General features: G+C 43.2%; 24 protein-coding genes and 3 pseudogenes. 2 read left to right on the forward strand and 25 right to left on the reverse strand.

The features are described from left to right. Positions 1-18: 18 nt before the first annotated feature. The 17 genes from nusB to GFC30_RS12740 all read right to left on the reverse strand — a co-directional run bounded on the left by nusB (position 19) and on the right by GFC30_RS12740 (position 11,513). Positions 19-417, reverse strand: a complete 399-nt coding sequence (nusB, locus tag GFC30_RS12660) for a transcription antitermination factor NusB (RefSeq protein WP_066326144.1) — start codon at positions 415-417, stop codon at positions 19-21. Positions 418-858: 441 nt separating this feature from the next. Then, positions 859-1,248 carry an Asp23/Gls24 family envelope stress response protein gene (locus tag GFC30_RS12665; RefSeq protein ID WP_066326146.1) on the reverse strand — a complete coding sequence of 130 codons (390 nt, stop codon included), beginning with the start codon at positions 1,246-1,248 and terminating at the stop codon, positions 859-861. A 13-nt stretch (positions 1,249-1,261) separates the two neighbouring features. Beyond that, entirely contained in the window at positions 1,262-2,614 is a 1,353-nt protein-coding gene (gene accC, locus GFC30_RS12670) for an acetyl-CoA carboxylase biotin carboxylase subunit (protein WP_066326148.1), read from the reverse strand. Between the two features lie 15 nt (positions 2,615-2,629). After that, positions 2,630-3,145 (reverse strand): acetyl-CoA carboxylase biotin carboxyl carrier protein, encoded by a 516-nt coding sequence (accB, locus tag GFC30_RS12675; protein WP_066326150.1) that lies wholly within the window; start codon positions 3,143-3,145, stop codon positions 2,630-2,632. A gap of 218 nt (positions 3,146-3,363) precedes the next feature. Next, positions 3,364-3,936, reverse strand: a complete 573-nt coding sequence (locus GFC30_RS12680; RefSeq protein ID WP_066326152.1) for a SpoIIIAH-like family protein — start codon at positions 3,934-3,936, stop codon at positions 3,364-3,366. Positions 3,937-3,951: 15 nt separating this feature from the next. Continuing rightward, the gene (gene spoIIIAG, locus GFC30_RS12685) at positions 3,952-4,581 is read right to left on the reverse strand and encodes a stage III sporulation protein AG (RefSeq protein WP_066326154.1); all 630 of its coding nucleotides are present in this window, start codon (positions 4,579-4,581) and stop codon (positions 3,952-3,954) included. Next, positions 4,565-5,197 carry a stage III sporulation protein AF gene (gene spoIIIAF / locus GFC30_RS12690; protein WP_066326156.1) on the reverse strand — a complete coding sequence of 211 codons (633 nt, stop codon included), beginning with the start codon at positions 5,195-5,197 and terminating at the stop codon, positions 4,565-4,567. The genes spoIIIAG and spoIIIAF overlap by 17 nt, the downstream gene beginning before the upstream one ends. A 12-nt stretch (positions 5,198-5,209) precedes the next feature. Continuing rightward, positions 5,210-6,373 (reverse strand): stage III sporulation protein AE, encoded by a 1,164-nt coding sequence (gene spoIIIAE, locus GFC30_RS12695; protein ID WP_066326158.1) that lies wholly within the window; start codon positions 6,371-6,373, stop codon positions 5,210-5,212. Between the two features lie 4 nt (positions 6,374-6,377). Then, positions 6,378-6,782, reverse strand: a complete 405-nt coding sequence (gene spoIIIAD / locus GFC30_RS12700) for a stage III sporulation protein AD (RefSeq protein ID WP_066326160.1) — start codon at positions 6,780-6,782, stop codon at positions 6,378-6,380. A 6-nt stretch (positions 6,783-6,788) separates the two neighbouring features. Next, positions 6,789-6,995 carry a stage III sporulation protein AC gene (gene spoIIIAC, locus GFC30_RS12705; RefSeq protein WP_066326161.1) on the reverse strand — a complete coding sequence of 69 codons (207 nt, stop codon included), beginning with the start codon at positions 6,993-6,995 and terminating at the stop codon, positions 6,789-6,791. 19 nt (positions 6,996-7,014) lie between these two features. Next, positions 7,015-7,527, reverse strand: coding sequence for a stage III sporulation protein SpoIIIAB (gene spoIIIAB / locus GFC30_RS12710; RefSeq protein ID WP_066326162.1), 513 nt, complete (start codon positions 7,525-7,527; stop codon positions 7,015-7,017). Next, positions 7,524-8,444, reverse strand: a complete 921-nt coding sequence (gene spoIIIAA, locus GFC30_RS12715) for a stage III sporulation protein AA (RefSeq protein WP_066326163.1) — start codon at positions 8,442-8,444, stop codon at positions 7,524-7,526. The genes spoIIIAB and spoIIIAA overlap by 4 nt, the downstream gene beginning before the upstream one ends. A 12-nt stretch (positions 8,445-8,456) precedes the next feature. Then, positions 8,457-8,738 carry a YqhV family protein gene (locus tag GFC30_RS12720; RefSeq protein ID WP_066326164.1) on the reverse strand — a complete coding sequence of 94 codons (282 nt, stop codon included), beginning with the start codon at positions 8,736-8,738 and terminating at the stop codon, positions 8,457-8,459. Between the two features lie 106 nt (positions 8,739-8,844). Further along, positions 8,845-9,402, reverse strand: coding sequence for an elongation factor P (efp, locus tag GFC30_RS12725; RefSeq protein WP_066326165.1), 558 nt, complete (start codon positions 9,400-9,402; stop codon positions 8,845-8,847). Between the two features lie 27 nt (positions 9,403-9,429). Beyond that, complete coding sequence (locus GFC30_RS12730; protein WP_066326166.1) at positions 9,430-10,491, reverse strand: M24 family metallopeptidase; 1,062 nt, start codon at positions 10,489-10,491, stop codon at positions 9,430-9,432. Then, entirely contained in the window at positions 10,479-10,934 is a 456-nt protein-coding gene (aroQ, locus tag GFC30_RS12735) for a type II 3-dehydroquinate dehydratase (protein WP_066326167.1), read from the reverse strand. Before aroQ ends, GFC30_RS12730 begins: the two co-directional genes overlap by 13 nt. 63 nt (positions 10,935-10,997) lie before the next feature. Beyond that, complete coding sequence (locus GFC30_RS12740; RefSeq protein WP_066326168.1) at positions 10,998-11,513, reverse strand: YqhR family membrane protein; 516 nt, start codon at positions 11,511-11,513, stop codon at positions 10,998-11,000. A 186-nt stretch (positions 11,514-11,699) separates the two neighbouring features. On the opposite strand from GFC30_RS12740, the gene GFC30_RS12745 reads away from it, so the two are divergent. Together GFC30_RS12745 and GFC30_RS12750 are read left to right on the forward strand one after the other, a co-directional pair. Continuing rightward, positions 11,700-12,632 (forward strand): DUF1385 domain-containing protein, encoded by a 933-nt coding sequence (locus GFC30_RS12745; protein WP_066326169.1) that lies wholly within the window; start codon positions 11,700-11,702, stop codon positions 12,630-12,632. 23 nt (positions 12,633-12,655) lie between these two features. Beyond that, complete coding sequence (locus GFC30_RS12750) at positions 12,656-13,027, forward strand: SA1362 family protein (RefSeq protein WP_066326170.1); 372 nt, start codon at positions 12,656-12,658, stop codon at positions 13,025-13,027. A gap of 10 nt (positions 13,028-13,037) precedes the next feature. Here the strand turns inward: GFC30_RS12750 and GFC30_RS12755 are convergent, their stop codons facing one another. The 8 genes and pseudogenes from GFC30_RS12755 to GFC30_RS12790 form a co-directional block, all read right to left on the reverse strand. Beyond that, positions 13,038-13,916, reverse strand: coding sequence for a patatin-like phospholipase family protein (locus GFC30_RS12755; protein WP_066326171.1), 879 nt, complete (start codon positions 13,914-13,916; stop codon positions 13,038-13,040). 88 nt (positions 13,917-14,004) lie between these two features. Continuing rightward, positions 14,005-14,433, reverse strand: a complete 429-nt coding sequence (mntR, locus tag GFC30_RS12760) for a transcriptional regulator MntR (protein ID WP_066326172.1) — start codon at positions 14,431-14,433, stop codon at positions 14,005-14,007. A 91-nt stretch (positions 14,434-14,524) separates the two neighbouring features. Next, positions 14,525-15,550, reverse strand: coding sequence for a spore photoproduct lyase (gene splB / locus GFC30_RS12765; protein ID WP_066326173.1), 1,026 nt, complete (start codon positions 15,548-15,550; stop codon positions 14,525-14,527). A 109-nt stretch (positions 15,551-15,659) separates the two neighbouring features. Beyond that, positions 15,660-16,268 (reverse strand): annotated as a pseudogene (locus GFC30_RS12770) (vitamin B12-dependent ribonucleotide reductase); the annotation flags it as partial. 87 nt (positions 16,269-16,355) lie between these two features. Continuing rightward, a complete protein-coding gene (locus GFC30_RS17520) occupies positions 16,356-17,183 on the reverse strand; it encodes an HNH endonuclease (protein ID WP_066326175.1) in 828 nt (275 codons plus the stop codon). A gap of 264 nt (positions 17,184-17,447) precedes the next feature. Then, a pseudogene (locus tag GFC30_RS12780) lies at positions 17,448-18,629 on the reverse strand (vitamin B12-dependent ribonucleotide reductase); the annotation flags it as partial. 92 nt (positions 18,630-18,721) lie between these two features. Beyond that, complete coding sequence (locus GFC30_RS12785; RefSeq protein WP_148660404.1) at positions 18,722-19,702, reverse strand: helix-turn-helix domain-containing protein; 981 nt, start codon at positions 19,700-19,702, stop codon at positions 18,722-18,724. Between the two features lie 110 nt (positions 19,703-19,812). Beyond that, a pseudogene (locus GFC30_RS12790) lies at positions 19,813-20,598 on the reverse strand (ribonucleotide reductase N-terminal alpha domain-containing protein); the annotation flags it as partial. Positions 20,599-20,760 lie beyond the last annotated feature (162 nt).

Here is a 20,760-nt window from a genome sequence, read left to right on the forward strand (position 1 = left end):
CCTCTCTTGTACCATCTATCACTGAGAAATATTTAATGTGTCTTTTACTTTCGATAGTACTGCGTTAATAAATTTGCTTGATTTATCATCGCTAAATTTTTTTGCTAATTCAATCGCTTCGTCAAAGCTTACATTCACCGGAACATCGTCTAGATATTTCATTTCGTACGTTGCCATGCGCAAAATGGAGCGATCGACGTTTGCCACTCGCTCTAACGTCCATTTTTCTAAGTTGTTGCGCAATAGCTCATCGATTTCTTCTTGATGTTCGACCACTCCGAGTACGAGCTGGCGGAAAAAAGGATCGTTTTCCTCTCCAGCAACGATGTTTTGCATCGCTTCTTCCGGCTCAATCCGCCCAACATCAATTTGAAAAAGCGCTTGAAGTGCTTTTTCTCTTGCTGTATGTCGTTTCATCATTTCCCTCCTTGTTCCATTAGCGACAAAAAAGTCGCTTTTATATTTTGACGTTTCCTTGGCTTCGCCAAGGACCGTTCTCCGCTTTTCTTGATTGTCTAGCTGCGGCTCACAGCGCTTGGCAGAAAATAACCTTCCTCCGTCGAAGTGCAAGCACTTTTCGTCGGAAGAACATTTTCCCTTCAGCGCTAAGCGCTTGCCTCCTCTTTCCTTATAAACGAACGTTTATGATGATGATACCATATTTCCGCGATAAATGACACTATAATCCGTACAAATCATTAAGGAGATAGGTAAAATTATCGTCTTTTACCAATAGGAGCGTTTCTTACGCAAATTCGAACCGTCCTTCGCTTCGAGAATCGACCAGTTTCCTCCGCTCTTTAAGATAACAAATTTTCGACAAAAGACAAAGGGGGCAATTTTCTGCCCCCCGTTAGCTTATTCTACTTCTTCTTGTTTCCCCGCATCAAATTGAACGCCGACGACATGTACATTAATTTCACTTGTTTCTAATCCTGTCATGTTAAATAGCGCTTGGCGAACGTTCTCTTGTACTTTTTTCGCCACGCTTGGAATAGAAACACCGAATTGAATGAGGCAATAAATGTCAATGGCGACCCCATCTTCACGGATATCGACTTTCACGCCTTTTCCGTGGTTTTTCTTTCCTAACCGTTCCACAACCCCTGCTGCAAATTTTCCACGCATTTGGGCGACGCCTTCCACTTCGCTTGCGGCAATGCCAGCAATTACTTCAATAACTTCTGGAGCAATTTCTACTTTTCCTAACGTCAATTCTTGCCCCATTTCAAATACTTGCTCAGACATTCGACAGCACCTCCTATGATTTCATCACATCATACAACTCAAGAAACTTCGTGTTGAAGTCTCCTTGCACAAATTTCTCGTGCTCTAATAATTTTAAGTGAAAAGGAATCGTTGTATGAATCCCTTCAATAATAAATTCGCTAAGCGCTCGTTTCATTCGCGCAATGGCTTCTTCACGCGTCGGTGCATGGACGATGAGCTTCGCAATCATCGAATCATAATACGGGGGAATCATATAACCAGGGTAGGCGGCCGAATCGACGCGCACCCCTAATCCTCCTGGCGGAAGGTACATTTGAATGCGCCCCGGCGATGGCATAAAGTTTTTCTCCGGGTTTTCCGCATTAATTCGGCATTCAATTGCCCAGCCGTTAAATGTCACTTCGTCTTGCGTCAACGACAGCGTTTCACCAGAAGCGACGCGAATTTGCTCTTTAATTAAGTCCACGCCTGTAATTAATTCGGTAACTGGATGCTCGACTTGGATACGCGTATTCATTTCCATAAAATAAAACTTTTTCGCGTGATGGTCAAAAATGAACTCGACCGTTCCAGCGCCTGTGTAATTCACGGCTTTCGCTGCTTTTACAGCCGCTTCTCCCATCTGCTTGCGCATTTCCTCATCTAACGCTGGTGAAGGAGCTTCTTCGACAAGCTTTTGCAAGCGACGCTGAATCGAGCAATCCCGCTCTCCTAAATGAATGACATTTCCGTAAGAGTCCGCGAGCACTTGAATTTCCACATGCCGGAAATCTTCGATGTATTTCTCGATATACACCCCTGGATTGCCAAACGCTGTCGCTGCTTCTTGTTGGGTAATGTTAATGCCTTTAACTAGCTCTTGCTCGTTTCTAGCGACGCGAATTCCTTTGCCGCCGCCGCCTGCTGTCGCTTTAATAATGACAGGATAGCCGATTTCATTGGCTAGCGCAAGCGCCTCATCGATTGTGCCGATGATTCCTTTGGATCCTGGAACAATGGGAACGCCAGCTTCGCGCATCGTTTCGCGGGCAATATCTTTAATGCCCATTTTTGTAATCGCTTCCGGGCTTGGGCCAACAAATGTAATGTTGCATTCTCGGCAAAGTTCAGCAAAGGCAGCGTTTTCCGCTAAAAAGCCGTATCCTGGGTGAATGGCATCACAGCCCGTTAATGTCGCGACACTCATAATGTTCGTGAAGTTTAAATAGCTATCTTTTGAAGCAGTCGGTCCAATACAATACGCTTCATCGGCTAATTGAACGTGTAGCGCTTCCCGGTCGGCTTCCGAAAACACCGCCACCGTTTCAATGCCTAGCTCTTTGCACGCCCGAATGACGCGAACGGCGATTTCCCCCCGATTGGCTACTAGTAATTTTTTAATCATGGCTCGTCCCCCTTATTATTCTGGCTTCACAAGGAATAAAGGTTGTCCGTATTCGACGAGCTGGCCATTTTGGACAAGAATTTCGACGATTTCGCCGTTCACTTCTGCTTCAATTTCGTTAAAGAGCTTCATCGCTTCAATAATGCAAACAATCGTATCGGTTTTCACTTTATCGCCTACTTTGACATACGGTGCTGCATCTGGAGATGGCGCAGCGTAAAACGTTCCGACCATTGGCGATGTGATTTTATGCAAGTTGTCAGCGTTCACTTCTTGCTTTGGCGGCTCCGCCTGCTTCACTTCTTGCACAGGTGCTGCTGACGTTTGCATCGCTTCTTGGACAGGTGCTGCCACTTCTTTCACAACCGCTTTTGGTGCTTCTACGACCGTTTGGACAACCGCTCCAGCTGGCACGTTGCCGTTTGGTTTTTTCATATGTACTTTCGTACCCTCATGTTCATATAAAAACTCTTCAATGTTTGCTTGGTCAATTAATCGAATCAATTCACGAATTTCTTGGATTTTCAACATCATTCACACCTCTCGCCCCAAAATTGTGTCATATACTACCATCATACGACAGACCTTCCCTCATATTCAACAATAGAATAAGACTTTTCGGTAGATTTACTACCTAGTCATACAAACAATTATTATTATATAGCATTAAAATCATTTTTCCACTATGAAAAATAAAATAAGCGCCATCTTAAAAAAAGCTGGCCTCTATTACAGAAGCCAGCTTTTTCTTATTTTGTCGGTTGGAATTCGACCGCGATATCTTGCATATCGTTTAATTCGCTTTTTACAAGCTGAATAATTTCATTTGCTGCTTGCTTAGAGCTTTTTTTTGCTTTAACGGTTACCCTTACTGTATCACCGTCCGCGCGAACGAGGACGTCTTCATATCCGCCTTTTGATTTGATGAGCGTTTCTAGCGTCGCTTCTTTCTCGGCGAGTGCCTCGAGCTGCTGAATTTTATCCATCGCTTCACTTTTTTGCTCTGCCGTCGCACTTGTCGAGGCAACGACCGCATTTAGTTGGTCACGTAAACGGCTACGTTGATCCTCAATTTGCAGACGTAAAGCTGTAAAGACATCATCGCTAGCAATACTTGATGTGACTTTTTCATCTTTCGCTTCCGTTTCTTGTACGGCTACATCTGTTCCTTTTGCTTTATCTTTTCCACTGTTTGTCTTCGTTTGATCATTCATAAACGCGACACTATCATTCATGTTTTTTGGAGCCGTCACATAATAGACAGACAATACAACTACTAGGCTTAACATTGTCAATAACCAAACCGTTTGTTTTTTTAGCATATAAGTCAACCTCCCTTATTTTTTTGGCAATACAGCGACACGATAACTCGGGACATTGAGGACGCGTGTTACCGCTTCGACAATCCATTGTTTAATTTGTAAATTATCCGCCCCCTTCGCAACGACAAGCACCCCACGAATATCTGGTTTTTTCGTTGTGACAATAATTGGCTGTTCTCCTTCTCCATCACGGGTCATCACAACTTGTTCGTTAAACGAATGGTTTTCGATTTTCCGCTTGCCACCTTCGCGGTCGGTTTCATCCGTCGTTTGCTGCTGAGTGACACGGTTTTTTTCTAATACTTTTACTTCGGTGGCATCAACGTTGACAACAACTGTAACATCTTGTACTCCTTCGATCGATTCTAGCGCTGCTTTTAGCTGCTCTTCGTATTGCTGTTCGTACTCGGCAATGACTTTTGCTTTCGTATCCGACGTTTTTCCGAACGTCTCTACCGCTTTGTTGTCCGCTTTTCCTGAGACTGTGACAACGTTTGTTGATGATTGGTCTTTCCATGTATGGCTCATAAGCATGACCATTACTCCCACAAAGAGTAGAAGCAATACGTAAATCGCAGAGACAGGCTTCTTTTCTTTTGTTTCATTTTCCGATAGTCCAAGCCATCGCTTAATGTACGGAAGCATCCCCCCAGTCCCTCCCTTCCATTTGGACAATGATTTTTTCTTCGTGTACCCCCCATTTCGTAGCGAAAAATGATGCGAGCTTTTTTCGTAATGCTTCGTTTTCTCCATCGTTGGAAATAGGTTTTGACACATCGATTATCACTGGCTGGATTGTCTGTTGTGTTGGTGTGTGCTGCTGGCTGACCACTACTTCAATTGTTTGAATATCGTCAAAAGTTGGCAGCGAAGAACGTTCATTTGTTTGCAAAGTGATATGTTGCACCGTCAACCCATATTGTTTCATCAACTCCCCAGCCACTTGTTTTTTCATCTGGACAGCCATTTGTTCTAAAATATATGCACGTTGTGAGGCTTGTATTTCTTTTTTCTTTTGTTCTAGCTCATTTTTCATCGTTTCTTGTTGATCACTTTCTCCTGCGCTCACTGTTGTTAAAAGGCGGTCAACATCCAGTGAAAAAATGCTTAGTAGTGGCGATAGCATGATAAGAAGGAGAATAAGCCCGATAACCATTTTCACATATTTTTGAAAACTTGAAGATGGTAGCAATAAATCAATGACAATCGTAAACAAAAGAAACACAATAATGGTCGTGACCCATGAAATGATAACGTGCATCGCTTCTCCTCCTTAACGAACCATCATCGTAATATTTCCAGCGGTAATGATGACCGTTAAACTAAGAAAAAACATGAGCGAAACAATCGCTAACGCTGCTAAAATATAAAGAACGCTTTTGCTAATAATGTTTAAGCAAGCAATAACAGGGCCACCCCCAAGCGGTTGCAACACAGCTGCCGATAATTTGTATACAAAGGAGATAATAAAAATTTTTAAGGCTGGAAAAACAGCAATGAGGAGCACTAAGGCGACACCAGCAACCCCAACCGCATTTTTTAATAGCATGGAAGCAGTAACAACCGTATCGGTGGCATCGGTAAACATTTTTCCAATTACAGGAATAAAATTCCCCGCAACAAATTTAGCCGTTCGTAATGCAACCCCGTCCGCGATTGCTGCCGTCGCCCCTTTCACTGACATTACGCCGAGAAAAATTGTTAAAATCGCCCCAAGCGCCCCCATCGCTACTTTCGTAAATAAATCCGCCAATTGCGTTACTTTATAATGCTCAGACATCGTGCTGACGATATTTAATAGCGCTGCTAAAAACAAAAGCGGCAAGGCGATGTATTCGACGATTGCCCCAGTTACATTCATGAGGAAAAGAACCATCGGGTGAAAAAACGCTGCTGAAACAAGCCCACCAGAAGAAGCTAACAATGCCAACAAGAGCGGAATGAGGGCAATCATAAAATGGGTCATCGTTTGGATAGCCTCTTGGGCGTATTCCATTGCCAAACGAAAGCTATTTAGCGCAAGAATCATTAGCACCATATAGACGACAGCATAGGCGACTTTGCTAACCGCTTGCTGTTCAAACGCATTTTGCAGCGACTGCAAAAACATGCTAAAGACGGTTAATAATATAAGCATGCCAAGCAGTTTTCCGTTTGCTTGCAATTCGTAGACAAGGAACTTTACCAATGCTGTCAGCCACGCTTTGAACGACCATTCTTTCTCCCCTTGCAAAAACTCCATTAACGATCCTTTCTGACTTTCCGGCAAAAACCCACCATATTTGACAATAATGTCATTCCAATACTTTTGGATATCTCCTATATCGACTGTCTCTAGCTGTTTTTCCGCCATCTGCTGTTCGTTAGGGGCAGCTTGTACTACAGGCGATAAAAAAAAGGAAGCGGCAAATAACCACGAGATTATCGCTTTTTTCAATCCATCACCCCCTTGAGGAAGGAATCAACCCAATTACCGTTTCAATAATGGCGGTTAAAATAGGGATAGCCATCGCTAAAATTAAAATTTTGCCGCCTAGTTCAATTTTCGAAGCGATGGCACCTTGTCCAGCATCTTTCGAGATTTGCGACGCAAATTCTGCAATATAGGAAATACCGATAATCTTTAAAATCGTTTCAAAATACACCATGTTGACGTTTGTGTCGGATGCAATTTTTTGCAACATGTGTAAAATTGCGCTAATCTGGTCAATTAAAAAAAGAAAAATGGTACACCCAACGAATACGGTTAATAAAAACGCCACGCTCGATTTATGCTCTTTTAGCAACACAACTAAAAACGTGGCGATTAATCCTATGCCGACAATTTGCAATATTTCAATCGCCATCTCCCCCTAACTTTGGAACAAAAATACGTCTTTAATCTTTTGAAATAAGCTACTAATAACAGAGGCGACCATAAATAAAATGTAAATAAAGCCGATAAGCGTAATCCATTGGGCAAATTCTTTTTTTCCCATTTGCTCTAGTACGGTATGTAGCAAAGCAATTGCCATCCCCACCCCAGCAATTTTAAAAATGACATCGACATCGATTCCCATCATCGTTTTCCTCCTAGCGTTAAATCAATAAAATAATAAGAAGCAAGCCCACAAGGAATCCTAAACTTTTTGCCATCTTTTCATAGCGCATTTTTTTGTCAAGTGCATCTTGCTCTTCACGGTCAAGATGAATAAGCGCCAAAGCAATTTGCTTTTGTTGAGCAATTCGATCGTATTGACCTAGCGTTTCACCAAATTGCTTCATCACTTCAAATTCTGCTTGTTTTAAAGCAGTCGTCCGCCAAATCGCGCGTAAGCTCTCTTCCCATGCTTCACAAACATTCGTTTCCCCTATATTTAGTTTTTCGGCAAATCGTTCAAACAAGTGGGAAAATGGGAAAGCAAGTTGTCTTGCTAAATGTAGCGACGCTTCTGTGAGCGGGGTGTGACCATACATAATTTCTGCTTCAAGCGCTTGCAACGCTACTTTTAATTGCCGTAACTGGCGAGGGCGTTCACTCAGCTGACGGGCTACTTCAAATCCACTCCATGTCGTCGCAAGCAAAATAAGCAGCGCGCCAAACCATTTCATCTTCCCACCCCCGCGAATAGCACTGTTCCTGACCGGTCGAGCACGCGGCTGACAGTCCCTGGACCGCGCTCATTCGTCAGTTCAATAAACCGTTCAAATACGCGTTGTTCGATAAGCGCGCGCAGCGTCGGACGGTTGATAACATCGTCCCAATCTTTTCCGTGAACAGTCGTCCATACACATACACCAGCACGGACCGCTTCTAATATGGCTTCGCTATCTTCTAAGCGGCCGATTTCATCGACAACGAGTACGTCCGGACTCATTGAACGAATCATCATCATCATTCCTTCTGCCTTCGGACAAGCATCCAACACATCGACCCGGCTCCCTAATTCAAACTGGGGGATGCCTTTCACACATCCTGCAATTTCCGAACGTTCATCGATAATGCTGACTTTTTGCGCCGGGATGTTTTTCGCGGGGACACCGCTGCTAATCGTGCGCGCAATGTCGCGAAGAAGCGTTGTTTTTCCTGTTTGTGGAGAGCCGATAATCATCGTATGACGCCAGCGCCCGTTGTACACATATGGAATTAACGGTTGGGCGATGCCTATTTTTTGTTTGGCCACGCGTATATTAAAAGAGGTCACGTAGCGAATCGCTTTCACGCTTCCCCCATCGGTAATCACTTTTCCTGCCAACCCAACACGGTGTCCACCTTGAATGGTAATAAATCCGCGCTTTAATTCTTCTTCCATTGCATATATCGAATAGTGGCTAAGCTTGTTTAAAAGCTGGACACCGTCTTCGGCGGTAACTTCGTACGGAAGAAAGTATGGAGTTCCTTTCGCGATCACCTCTAACGGACGCTGTACGCGAAGGCGGATTTCCTCGATTTCGTTTTTCCAAGGAAATGACCATTTTTCTAGTACGTCTGCAATTGTTTTTGGCAACACGTCTATAATTGGCTGCATACGCCCTGCCTCCTATTTATAGATTCCAAAGAGAATGAACGCGACACCGATCCCGATCCAAAATAATTTGGCAAAAGAAAGCTCGTCCGTGAGCGAAAGCAGACCAATGGTCATCGTCGCAATAAAAATAATCGGGCCGACGACCGCAAGCAGCGCGTTGACGGCTACCGCTTTTTTTACATCGTTTAACATGAGCATTGCTATTGCTGCTGTCAATTCAATAGCCGCAGATAATACCCGCAACCCTGCCATCGAAAGAACTGTTGCATCGAATAGCGCGAGCCACCGTTTCATCGAATCCCCCTAAAAAATATGATTAGTACAACCTATGCAGCACTCGCCCATTTCAGAAGTAGAGAAAAGAAAAAAACCCCTTGCTAAAATAGCAAGGGGTTTTTTGTTACGCGCGGGAGACGTATGTTCCGTCTGTTGTATTAATAATGAGAACATCGCCTTCGTTGACGAAGAACGGCACTTGTACGACAAGGCCTGTTTCTAACGTTGCTGGTTTCGATCCGCCAGAAGCAGTGTCGCCTTTAATGCCTGGCTCTGTTTCCACGACTTTAAGTTCTACTGTGTTTGGAAGTTCTATCCCGATTGTTTCGCCTTGGTACATCATAATGAATACTTCCATATTTTCTTTTAAAAATTTTAATTCATGCTCGATTTGTTGCGAAGAAAGTTCAATTTGCTCGTACGTTTCTGTGTCCATAAAGACGTGCTGGTCGCCGTTCGCATATAAATATTGCATTTTTCGGTTGTCAATCTGAGCACGGTTCACTTTTTCACCGGCACGGAACGTTCTTTCTTGAATCGATCCTGTGCGAAGGTTACGGAGCTTCGAACGAACGAATGCTGCCCCTTTTCCTGGTTTTACGTGTTGGAACTCGATGACGCGCCAAATCTCGCCATCTACTTCAATCGTTAGTCCTGTGCGAAAATCGTTTACTGAAATCATCGACCAATATCCTCCTACTTCCAAATATTATAAAATAATAAGCTCTTTTGGTGAGCGAGTCAGCGATTCGTTACCGTCCGCAGTGACAACCGTGTCGTCTTCAATGCGCACACCGCCTAGCCCCGCTATGTAAATGCCTGGCTCTACCGTGACCACCATTCCCGGTTCTAACACCGTTTCCGAACGAGCGGATAATGCTGGTCCTTCGTGCACTTCCAATCCGATGCCATGTCCCGTCGAATGACCAAAATATTCCCCATATCCTTTTTCTGTGATATAGTCACGAGTGAGCGCATCTGCTTCACGACCAGTCATCCCTGGCTTAATGCCTTCCATGCCGCGCAATTGCGCTTGCAAGACGACGTCGTAAATTTGTTTTAATTCGTCGCTAATATCGCCAACGGCAACGGTTCGCGTAATGTCGGAGCAATAGCTTTTGTAATAAGCGCCGAAATCAAGGGTTACTAACTCCCCTTTTTCGATTACTTTGTCGCTTGCCACTCCATGCGGTAACGCCGAACGATAGCCAGATGCAACGATAATATCAAAGGAAGAAGAAACAGCGCCTTGTTTGCGCATAAAAAACTCTAGTTCGTTCGCCACTTCTCTTTCGGTCACGCCAGGACGAATAAACCGAGTGATATGGTCAAACGCTGCATCGGCAATCTCTGCTGCTTCCTTTAATATCTTAATCTCTGCGGCGGACTTAATCAAGCGCAACTTTTCAATGATTCCCGAAACCGGCACAAGTTCAGCTTTCATTTCTTTTGCATACGCTTGAAACGTTGCGTACGATAGGTGGTCTTGTTCAAATCCGAGCTTTTCAATGCCAAGCCGTTCGACTTGTTTTGCCACTTCTTCAATGATGAGTCCTGTATGTTGAACAATTTCGTACCCTTCCACTTGCCGAGATGCTTGCTCGGTGTAGCGAAAATCGGTGATAAATACCGCTTTGGTTTGACCAATTACAACAACGCCAGCCGTCCCAGTAAACCCTGTCATGTACCGCCGGTTGTACCCACTTGTAATGAGCATGCCGTCAATATCGTATTCCGCAAACCGTTCCCGTAATTTCTCTATTTTTTCCATCGCTCTTCTCCCCCTTTTCTTTCTAACAGTGCCAAAATTGCCAACCGATAGCCGGCAAAACCAAGCCCCACAATTTGCCCAATCGTCACTGGCGCAATGACAGATACGTGACGGAATGGGTCACGGGCATGAATGTTGGAAATATGTACTTCTACCACAGGGACATCGACACTAGCAATTGCGTCACGAATGGCATAGCTATAATGAGTGAACGCCCCTGCATTTAAAATAATGCCATCGTATGTGCCTTCCGCCGCGTGAATTTCGTCAATAATCTCTCCTTCGTGGTTGCTTTGAAAACAAGTAAGCGTCGCTCCTCGTTCCGCGGCAAAAGCAATGAGTTGCTGCTCTAAGTCATTTAACGTGTCGCTCCCATAAATGTGCGGCTCGCGCTTACCAAGCCGGTTTAAGTTCGGACCGTTAATCAAAAGAAGACGCGCCATCGCCACCGCCCCTTACAAAGAATGTTCAAACAATCCTATTTTATCATAAACTTCCTACTCCCACTACTCATTTACCGTGTTTGGTGCTTGTTTTTGCTGTTCGTTTTCTTGCGATTCAAATGAAATCGAATAACCGATGAACAATCCATACAATACATACAGGCAAATAGTAGTGATGATGGTATTTCGTTCTAGTTGTGTCACTGGACGCAAACCTGGCAACATCGGATTGAAAATGTAAAAAACGACAACCCAAAGTACTATTCCATATCCAATGCCAACCCACATGCTTTTTTGCTTTCGAAGCAGTACATAGTAAAGAAGCGCAACTGCAATGGATATTACACCGATAAGGAAAATGGCCAAATAGTTACCCGTTTTTCCATACTTCCAATCCCCGATGTTCCATGGCAACAAAAGCATGTTCGGACTTAGTTCAGTAAAATGAAAAAAGTATGCTAAATACCCTAACAAGCTCCAAAACACGCCGCCGACAAATCCAGTGATGGCTGCCTTCATCCATAACGCCATCGGCTGTTCGCGTTTATTTTGTTCTAATGGTTCGTTGTTTTTCATCATTGCCACCTCCAATTTTAGTATGACCTTTCATAGGAAAACTCATAATAAATTTATCCGTACCATGTCTAACCAATTTTATTTTTGGCAATGATATTGCTAACATCAACCTAGAGGTTTCCGACCGTTTCTTGTAGAATATAATAATAACAGAGGCGATAAATTTTAAGAAATAGGTTGGTGTAGACAATGGAGAAAGCGATGAAACCGATATACGGGGGACAGGCGGTTGTGGAGGGTGTGATGTTTGCAGGAAGAAAGCATTCGGTAACCGCTATTCGCCGCAAAGACAAATCAATTGAATATTTTCATCTGCCGCGAAAAGCGCATCCAACGTTGACAGTGCTGAAAAAAATTCCGTTTATTCGCGGAATCGTTGCAATTTTAGAAGCGAGCGCAAACGGGGCGAAACATTTTCAGTTTGCAAGCGACCGTTATGAATTAGACCCGAAGGAAACAGCGCAAATCGCAGAAAAAAAGGAAAGTTCGAAACTATCGCTCGTTGTTAGCGTTGCCGTTGTCGGTATTTTATCCTTTTTGTTTGGCAAATTTTTATTTACAATGATTCCTGCGTTTTTGGCAAATTTTACGAAACCTATTTTTCCGTCAAAAATGGCACAAATTTTTGTTGAAGGTGCATTTAAGCTATTGTTGCTGTTGCTATATATTTATTCGATTTCATTAACCCCTCTTGTTAAGCGAGTGTTTCAATATCACGGGGCAGAACATAAAGTCATTAATGCGTTTGAAAATGGACTGCCGCTGACCGTCGAAAACGTACAGCGACAGTCACGGTTGCATTATCGCTGTGGCAGCAGTTTTATTTTATTTACGGTTATCGTCAGTGTGTTTGTGTATATGTTCGTTCCAGTCGACCCGCTTTGGGTGCGAATTGTCAATCGGCTTGCATTAATTCCAGTCGTTCTTGGCATTTCGTTTGAAGTATTGCAGCTAACTAACCAATTAAGAGATGTTCCTGTCTTGCGTTGGCTTGGATATCCAGGGTTATGGCTGCAGCTATTGACGACAAAAGAGCCGACCGATGACCAAGTGGAAGTAGCGATTGCCTCATTTGAGCAATTGCTTCAGTTAGAAGAACAAGAAACGACAGCCATTCGGTAATTTTTCGAAGGAGGTGGGGCGGAATGTTTCGTCGTACGATGCACCCGTTAATAGGGATTGTCCTTTTTCTCGGAGCGTTTGGGATAGTATATACACTGTTTGAGGAGCCGGGGATGCTTTTTCGTCGCATCCTTTTTATTGGATTGTTGATTGCCTTGCTGTATACCTTTTATCATTTTGTTTATCAACGCCGCATGAATAAAGAGCGAGCCGCTTATTTAAAGGCAGTGCAGCAGTCGAAAAAACTGCATATCGAGCGCGACCGGAAAACACCGGCCAAAGCACCCCATACGAAAAAAGGAACGCACCACCGTTTACCGAAAAAACGAAGCACAACACATTTAACAGTCATCGAGGGGAAAAAAGGGAAAAAGAAAAATCGGGCATCGTTTTAGCCCGATTTTTTTAATATGTCCATGTTTTTAAAAACTGTGCGGTCTTTTGTTTGCCATAGGCGATTAGTTCGTCGCGAACGCTTTCTGTCATCGCAAATTCCGTCGCCAGAACGTGGCGGACAGGAATAAAAATAATGTTTTTTTCATGCCGTCGCGAAATGTAGCGGGCGTCATGCGCTTCTTTCATCGCGTTAAAGAGCGCTTCATATAGTTCGATAGCGTTACGAATCTCTTTTTTCGGCCGTTCTTCCGGTTTGGCGCTTAGTTTAATACCGAGGACAGGGCGCTTTTTCTTTTCATCGTCAAATAAAAAAAGTGGAAAGTTGCTTAACACCCCTCCATCGACAACAACGGAGGCGCCTTGTGCTGTTTCCATTTTCACAGGCTCAAAAAAATACGGGATACTTGTGCTCATTCGCACCGCTTTGGCGACGGAAAACGTATTTGGGTCAATTCCATATTGCGGCAAATCGGTCGGTAAAACGAGAATGCGCCCGTTGGTGACATCGGAAGCAACGATATGCAATCGGTCTTTTGGCAAATCAGCAAACGTCCGCACTCCTTTTGCTGCTAATACAGTCGTAAGCCAATCTTCTAATAATTTTCCCTTATATAGTCCCATTTTCCAATATAAGAAAACCCATTTCATGAGGGGAAACGGTACCGCTAGTTTTCGCACATCAAGCAGCTTTTGCAAGTCTAGCTCATCGATTATTGCAATCATTTCTTCGCTCGTATACCCCGATGCGATTAGCGCAGCGACTAATGAACCAGCGCTCGTTCCCGCCATTCGTTTTGGCGTGAGCCCTTTTTCCTCAAGCGCTTGATATGCCCCGATAAGCGCAAATCCTTTCACACCGCCTCCTGAAAACACGATGTCGATATCCACGCTGTCCTCCCCTTTCTGGCGGTTTTCTATATATATAAGAGGAAGACAGCGGATTTAGGTATAGAAAATAAAAAAAGAGTAAGAAACCTTACTCTACGGTCTGCTCATTTTGTTTTTGAATCGTGCGAAGTGTTTGAATTCGTTCGGGATCTTCTTGAAAATATTGCACTAAATCGCCGATGCGGTCGATGGCATTCCAACTTAGATGGTGTTCAATTCCTTCCACATCGCGATAAATGTTCTCCTCATCAACACCGATAATGCGCATAAACTGCTCTAGCAACTCATGGCGATACACGAGCCGCTTGCCAATTTTTTTTCCTTTTGCGGTTAATACGAGCCCACGATATTTTTCATATACTAAATATTCGTCTTTGTCGAGTTTTTGCACCATTTTTGTGACAGAGGAGGGATGAACGGACAATGCCTCGGCAATATCTGATACGCGGGCATATCCTTTTTCTTCGATAAGAATGTATATTTGCTCTATATAGTCCTCCATGCTCGGTGTCGGCATAACAGTCCCCTCCCATAAACCAATACTGATCAAAAATAGCAATCAGTATTATTATATCATGGGATAGTAAATTGACAAGGACAAGAGCCGATTACGTAAAATATTGTATTTTTGCCTCAGGGAAAAATTGATGAATATAATCGATCATCGTCGCCTCTAATTTTTTTGCCTCTTCGTCTTGATACACATATTTGCCGATTCCGTACCGCCCCCATTTATATTTCCTTTTGCTCTCATCCAAATCGAGCTTTGTTTTCGGATAACGTTTTTGAATGACAGCCTTTGCTGGTTTTGTGAATCGGTGCTGGATGAGTTCGAACGTTAAATCAGACGTATTCACCCCTGTAAGCTGTTCACATAACCGCTCAAATAACTCCAAATATCCTTCCTCCCATTCGTCGTGCATGTAAATCGGTGCGACGATAAAGCCGAGCGGATAGCCAGCGTGCGCTACTTTTCGCGCTGCCGCTAGCCGGGCATCAAACGAAGACGTCCCTGGTTCGAAATTTTGGATGACATAACGTGAGTTCACACTAAAGCGAAAGCGCGTTTTCCCGTTATGTTTCGCATCAAGCAGATGGTCGACGTGTTCATACTTTGTGACAAAGCGGAGCCGTCCGTATTCGGTTGCCCCGATAAATTCGATCGCTTTTTTCAAAGAATGGGTCAAATGGTCAATGCCGACAATATCGGATGTACAAGCCGCTTCAAAGCGCGTAATGTCCGGCGCTCGTTCGTCGATGTATTTTTGAGCTTGCGCAAAAATATCGTCAAGATTGACGTAGACGCGAATGTACGGCTTGCTTCCGAGCGTCGTTTGCAAATAACAATAATGGCAATGCCCCATACACCCTGTCGCAAGGGGAATCGCATATTCTGCCGACGGCTTGGACGTATCAAACTTTAATGTGCGCCTAATGCCAACAACGAGCGTTGATTTTGCGTTTCGGTATTGCTGCAACTCCGTTTCGCCTGGGATGCCGCGCACTTGATTATGCGATGTCGTTTCACGAATGTCAATATTCATATTCGTAAATTTTTCATATAGCTCTTTACCGAGCGGATAATTCAGCGCCTCGGGCTCAAAATAGACGAGCTGCGGAATAAATGGCTTCATACAATCACCTCAATGTTAGTATGGTTGATTGTCATGAGGTGATGAAATACAATTTTTGTCATTGTGTAAAAAAGAAAAAGGAACGGGGCATTTCCGTTCCTTTTCACCATTACAGACCGCACTTTAACTGGGCACCGCAGCTTGTGCATGTGTTGCAGCCGCCGATTTCTTCGACTGTTCCTTCGCGGCATACTGGACAAATGTTGCCGACTTCCGAGCCGATCGTAACGTCGGTTGCGCGTAAATCTGGAATCGTTTCAACGAGTGCAACAGCCCGTTTTTTCGGTTCTTCTGGAATTAATTCAAGCTGCTCTTCGACTGCATTTTCTTCCGCTTTTAATGTCAATACTTGCGCATCGCGGCTACCATCGACGTATACGGTGCCCCCTTTTGCGCCGCCGCGCCATAACCGCTCGTACACTTTTTGCACTTGCTCGACCGTATAGCCGCGCGGTGCATTCACCGTTTTGGAGAGGCTGGAGTCGACCCAGCGCTGGATGATGCATTGCACATCGGCATGCGCTTCTGGCGATAAATCCATCGCCGTCACAAACCAATGCGGTAAGTTGTTCGGATCTGCTTCTGGATGGTTGTCCAAATATTCTTGGACGATATCCGCCTTTACCTCAATAAACTTGCCGAGACGGCCGCTTCGATAATAAGAGAAAGAAAAATATGGTTCAAGTCCTGTGGACACGCCGATCATGGTTCCGGTACTCACTTATGTTACTTCTATCCATACCATATTGGACAGAAGGCAGGTACGATATTGCTACCTGCTCCATATGTCGCCACATGGGTCAGACTATATCTTCAACCAAATCTCCTGTGAATGTCTTTTGCGATGACAAGGATACTCACATAAGGTAATTAAATTAGATAATTCATTCGCCTTTTCCCAATCACCATTGAAAGCCCTAAATGGTATAATGTGATGAACTGATAATTCACGTTCATATTCAGCTTCTGTTATTCCACAATCTTGACAAGTAAAATTATCACGTTCCCTAGCCTTCCTGCGCTGAGCTCTCCAGTTTGGCCCATAATATTCTATATCTCCTCCTGCCCAAGCACCATTGTTTTCTCCAGAGAACATCCTAGTTCTTTCATAATAATCACCCATGCAATGCACAGAACAGAAATTAAGGTTTCTAGCAACAGAAGGTTTTTTCTCGATTTTTTTGCCACAATTATTACATGTGACAATAATTCGCTTTTTATATTGAGCTTTTCCTCTTTCCCCGTTCGCTTTGCCCAAACATGTCTTCGAACAATATTTCGCACTGAACTCTCGATTTTTTGGGACATCAAACGTTTTCCCACAAATTTTACAAATTTTTTCGACACGTTTTCTCAAATGCTGATTAATTTGATGGGCATTTTTTATTAGATACATTCTTCTACATTGTTTGTTGCAAAAGTTATTTTTTTGAATAATAGAAGGCTTTCGCAACATTTCCTTTCCACAAAATGAGCAAAAAACTCTCACTTTTTTACTCATCTTTTTCCAAAATAATGGAGGATTCTTTTTTTGGTACTCTGTTTTGCAAGATCGGGAACAAAATTTTTTTCTTTCAAAGTGACTAGGTTTTACATAAATTTCTTCATCGCAATTAAGACATTTTTTCTTCACAGGAACACCTCTCCTTTTCTGTCCTAATATAATTATTATAAAACAGAACTGATGTTCCTGTTAAGAATTTTGGTTGCTCGGCGTATAGTCGTTGAGGGGTCAGCCACGACTTCCCTGCGGATTGTCTGGTAGGATTCATCCAACACTCTTGCATTTTTACCTCTTTATGTGCTGGCAAGGCACAGGTAGCAAGAGATACGCCAGATTTCCCCGCATATAGCCGAGTTTTCACTGTATTTTTACAAATACAGGGGGCAAATACTTACCCGTCGGAGCCACGGTCAGCAAATGCGAGTTACGAATACCGTATGTTAAAATATCTTGACGAATATCGTCCGGCATTTTTTTCATATAGCCGGTGTGAATAAACGCTTCGCGCAATTTCATCGTTTCTTCTTCCGTTTCGCCAACTAAAAACGGAAAGCTTCCTTTCTCTTTTGCGAGCTCAATCGACGCGCGGTACGCCGTTGTCGCGATTGTTTTAAACAGCTCGTCCACTAACTGATTGCCTTCTTCCGAACCGTACTCTTTTTCGCAATAAATAAGCAAATCGGCTAATCCCATCACGCCAAGTCCGACGCGACGTTCCCCGAGCGCTTGTTTTTTATTTTCTTCAAGGAAGTACGGTGTTGCGTCAATAACGTTATCTTGCATACGGACGCCAACTTCAACCGTCCGTTTTAATTTTTCATAATCGACGACTTTCTTTTCTTTATCGACCATATTTGCCAAATTAATCGCGGCTAAATTGCACACAGAATAAGGTGCGAGTGGTTGTTCACCACACGGATTTGTTGCGACAACTTTTTGCCCGTACGCTCTTGCGTTCGTCATGTCGTTGGCGTTGTCGATAAAGAAAATGCCTGGTTCTGCTGAATACGTTGCGCAAATGTTAATAAGCTTCCATAGTTCGCGCGCGCGAATTTTCCGGTAGACGCGAACGCGATAGCCCATGTTCTCCCATTCGCGCACATCGCCGACTTCATGCCATTTTTCGTTGTAGATGCGCATTTCTTCTTCCGAATATGTTTCAACATCCGGGAAGCGCAATTCGTATTCTTCGTCGTTTTCCACTGCCTGCATAAACTCTTTCGTTAAGCAAACGGAAATGTTCGCCCCTGTTAAAAAGTCTGGATTGTGCACGCTATATGTGCCGCCTGTCCGCAACTTTTCTTCCGCATCTTTAATAATTTTTTCGCTAAAACCGCCGTATCCTGGGATGTTTTTATAGTTGACAATTCCTTGATACATGGCACGCTCTTGTTCGGTAAGCGGCGTAAACTTTAATTTTTCTTTCGCTGCTTTTTGAATGCCTTCATCTTCTGTATTTTCAAGCAAATAGCGCAAAATGCGCGGATTTTGCATTTTCGAAATAATGAATTCAATAATGTCCGGATGCCAATCGGCTAGCATAATCATTTGAGCGCCACGCAATTTGTTACTCACTCATTTGAGTGGGCTAGGTCATTTCTGCCTAGCTCTCCGTCTTTCGAACAGAGATCAGACTATATCATCAAAGAAGAGAATGTTACATATTTTCAATTCAATTTTATATCTCCATGTTGATAAAGGTGATGGAACAATTTGTTGACATCTTTAATACTGGATATATAAAGATCAAAGCATCCTTCTTTTTCAGTTAATGAATGGACATTTTGCCCAATACCTTTAGACTTCAAAAATTTTAAGATTCCTTCTAACAATTGCTTCGATCCAGTAATACCAAATCGTGTTTTTAAGTAAGTTTTATCCCTCTCTTGGTAATATCTCTTATATACTCTTATATTTCCATCAGCATCAAATACTCCACGCAAGAAGCTCCATTGCAATTCATCGCTATTAAACTCTATCCAAGTTTCATTCCCTGTTTTTTTGGGAGTTATTCCTAACCTCATTAAATCATTACACATTTTTGTAGAATTAATGGTTAATGAATATTTGTTTTGCTCATTAGGTGCATTTCTTTTTCTAAACTTGATCGCCTCTTGCATGTTTAATTCTTTTGCTATATCGTAAATCAATTGTTTATCTTCTTCTGCTAAAGTTAAGACAAGACGCTTTGATTTTTTACGATCAAAAATTGTCCCATCACCTAAGATATAGCCAACTAAATATGCTTGATTTGGAGTTTTTATATCAGAGAAATAATTTTCACAATAATTATATTTTTTGTTGGCTAATTTACCTGCTTCCCCGGGATTTCTGATTTCAAACATTTTCATTTCTTCATTCCATCTTCTTAAAGTTCCTCTACTTACACCTAATATTTTGGCTATTTTAACTTGGCTATATCCTTCTTTATGGAGATCTTTTGCTTTTTTCAACATCTCTTCTTTGTCTCGCGCCTCGTAACCTCGTCGCCGAGTGTTACGATTTACTCCTTCCATGGTTTCCACACTCCAAACATTTTTATTTATTACATTCATTGTATGGAGAACTGTAGGAAGTTTCAATAGTCGTTGAACCTTCATCTCCGTTTCCAGAGATGCTTGGCTGCTGGTTGCCCATTCTCTATCCAACTTGTTTTTAAACCGTCACGCTTGCCGTCACCAGCTACGTTGTGGTCAAGTTGGCTTTAGGGGGTTCCAGCAATTCGCGAGATTTTACTCCCGCCAATGGCACTACTTTAACGGGAGCCACCTTGTTCCACAAGATGGGTTAGTTTTGCAATGTCGTCAAGCCATGACACCGAACCGGACGATTTGCCGTTGACTCCGCGCGCGAGCGTATTGCGTGGGCGAAGGGTAGAACCGTTCGTTCCTACACCGCCACCGCGGCTCATAATTTCCATCACTTGTTTACGATGTTCAGAAATGCCTTCGCGCGAGTCTTTGACAAACGGCATGACATAGCAGTTAAAATACGTCACTTCTGTTCCAGAACCAGCACCGTACAACACGCGCCCAGCTGGAACAAAATTAAGGTTGACGAGCTGTTCGTAAAATTTTTCAAACCATTCTTGCCGCTTTTCTTCTGTTTTTTCAACAGCGGCTAACCCGGTTGCGTTCCGCTTCGCAATTTGCTCATAAAAAATTTCTAGCGGCTTTTCAATGACATCGAGCGAGCGAACAACAATGCCTGTTTTCGCCTCCTCTCCGTCTAACACGTGCCGGTACTCCTCTTCCACTAGCACATGCGCTTTTTTGTTTTCCAAATCAAGCTTGACAATAAACCCAAGCCCGCGCGCCGGAAACTTCGGATCTTCCTTTACGGTTAAAACGACAAAATCTCCAACGCTTAACGTTAATTTTTCCGTATCTTTAAACGAGTAGCGGTCAAGCATCACTAAACGCGACACGCCTTTATGCGTAATGTGCATGTCCTCCGTAATCGGATGCACTTGCGGAAACAAGCGAATGTCTGCATTTAGTTTAGCAATATCCAATTTCATTCGTTCAGAAGACGCAACCGTCATTCTTCAATCTCTCCTCTTCTTTCAAATTGTCCACTTTCTGCCTGCAAATTCTGTCTAGATTAAATTACCATATCGCCAACAAAAAAACAATATATAGTATGATATTTTTATCGACACATACTATATATTGTGTATTAGGTCAACAAATTCGTATTTTGTCAA

Origin of the sequence: Anoxybacillus amylolyticus (genome assembly GCF_001634285.1) — a bacterium.
Taxonomy (GTDB): Bacteria; Bacillota; Bacilli; order Bacillales; family Anoxybacillaceae; genus Anoxybacteroides; species Anoxybacteroides amylolyticum.

Bases quoted from the DNA above. Each gene is read 5' to 3' on its own strand.
- efp (WP_066326165.1), bottom strand. From the start codon at position 9,402: ATGATTTCAGTAAACGATTTTCGCACAGGACTAACGATTGAAGTAGAT.
- GFC30_RS12680 (WP_066326152.1), bottom strand. From the start codon at position 3,936: ATGCTAAAAAAACAAACGGTTTGGTTATTGACAATGTTAAGCCTAGTA.
- mntR (WP_066326172.1), bottom strand. From the start codon at position 14,433: ATGCCGACACCGAGCATGGAGGACTATATAGAGCAAATATACATTCTT.
- spoIIIAG (WP_066326154.1), bottom strand. From the start codon at position 4,581: ATGCTTCCGTACATTAAGCGATGGCTTGGACTATCGGAAAATGAAACA.
- spoIIIAA (WP_066326163.1), bottom strand. From the start codon at position 8,444: ATGCAGCCAATTATAGACGTGTTGCCAAAAACAATTGCAGACGTACTA.
- accC (WP_066326148.1), bottom strand. From the start codon at position 2,614: ATGATTAAAAAATTACTAGTAGCCAATCGGGGGGAAATCGCCGTTCGC.
- GFC30_RS12740 (WP_066326168.1), bottom strand. From the start codon at position 11,513: ATGATGAAAAACAACGAACCATTAGAACAAAATAAACGCGAACAGCCG.
- GFC30_RS12745 (WP_066326169.1), top strand. From the start codon at position 11,700: ATGGAGAAAGCGATGAAACCGATATACGGGGGACAGGCGGTTGTGGAG.
- spoIIIAD (WP_066326160.1), bottom strand. From the start codon at position 6,782: ATGGCGATTGAAATATTGCAAATTGTCGGCATAGGATTAATCGCCACG.
- GFC30_RS12750 (WP_066326170.1), top strand. From the start codon at position 12,656: ATGTTTCGTCGTACGATGCACCCGTTAATAGGGATTGTCCTTTTTCTC.
- spoIIIAC (WP_066326161.1), bottom strand. From the start codon at position 6,995: ATGGGAATCGATGTCGATGTCATTTTTAAAATTGCTGGGGTGGGGATG.
- GFC30_RS12665 (WP_066326146.1), bottom strand. From the start codon at position 1,248: ATGTCTGAGCAAGTATTTGAAATGGGGCAAGAATTGACGTTAGGAAAA.
- aroQ (WP_066326167.1), bottom strand. From the start codon at position 10,934: ATGGCGCGTCTTCTTTTGATTAACGGTCCGAACTTAAACCGGCTTGGT.
- GFC30_RS12730 (WP_066326166.1), bottom strand. From the start codon at position 10,491: ATGGAAAAAATAGAGAAATTACGGGAACGGTTTGCGGAATACGATATT.
- spoIIIAB (WP_066326162.1), bottom strand. From the start codon at position 7,527: ATGAAATGGTTTGGCGCGCTGCTTATTTTGCTTGCGACGACATGGAGT.
- accB (WP_066326150.1), bottom strand. From the start codon at position 3,145: ATGTTGAAAATCCAAGAAATTCGTGAATTGATTCGATTAATTGACCAA.
- spoIIIAF (WP_066326156.1), bottom strand. From the start codon at position 5,197: ATGCACGTTATCATTTCATGGGTCACGACCATTATTGTGTTTCTTTTG.
- nusB (WP_066326144.1), bottom strand. From the start codon at position 417: ATGAAACGACATACAGCAAGAGAAAAAGCACTTCAAGCGCTTTTTCAA.
- GFC30_RS12720 (WP_066326164.1), bottom strand. From the start codon at position 8,738: ATGAAACGGTGGCTCGCGCTATTCGATGCAACAGTTCTTTCGATGGCA.
- splB (WP_066326173.1), bottom strand. From the start codon at position 15,550: ATGAAGCCATTTATTCCGCAGCTCGTCTATTTTGAGCCCGAGGCGCTG.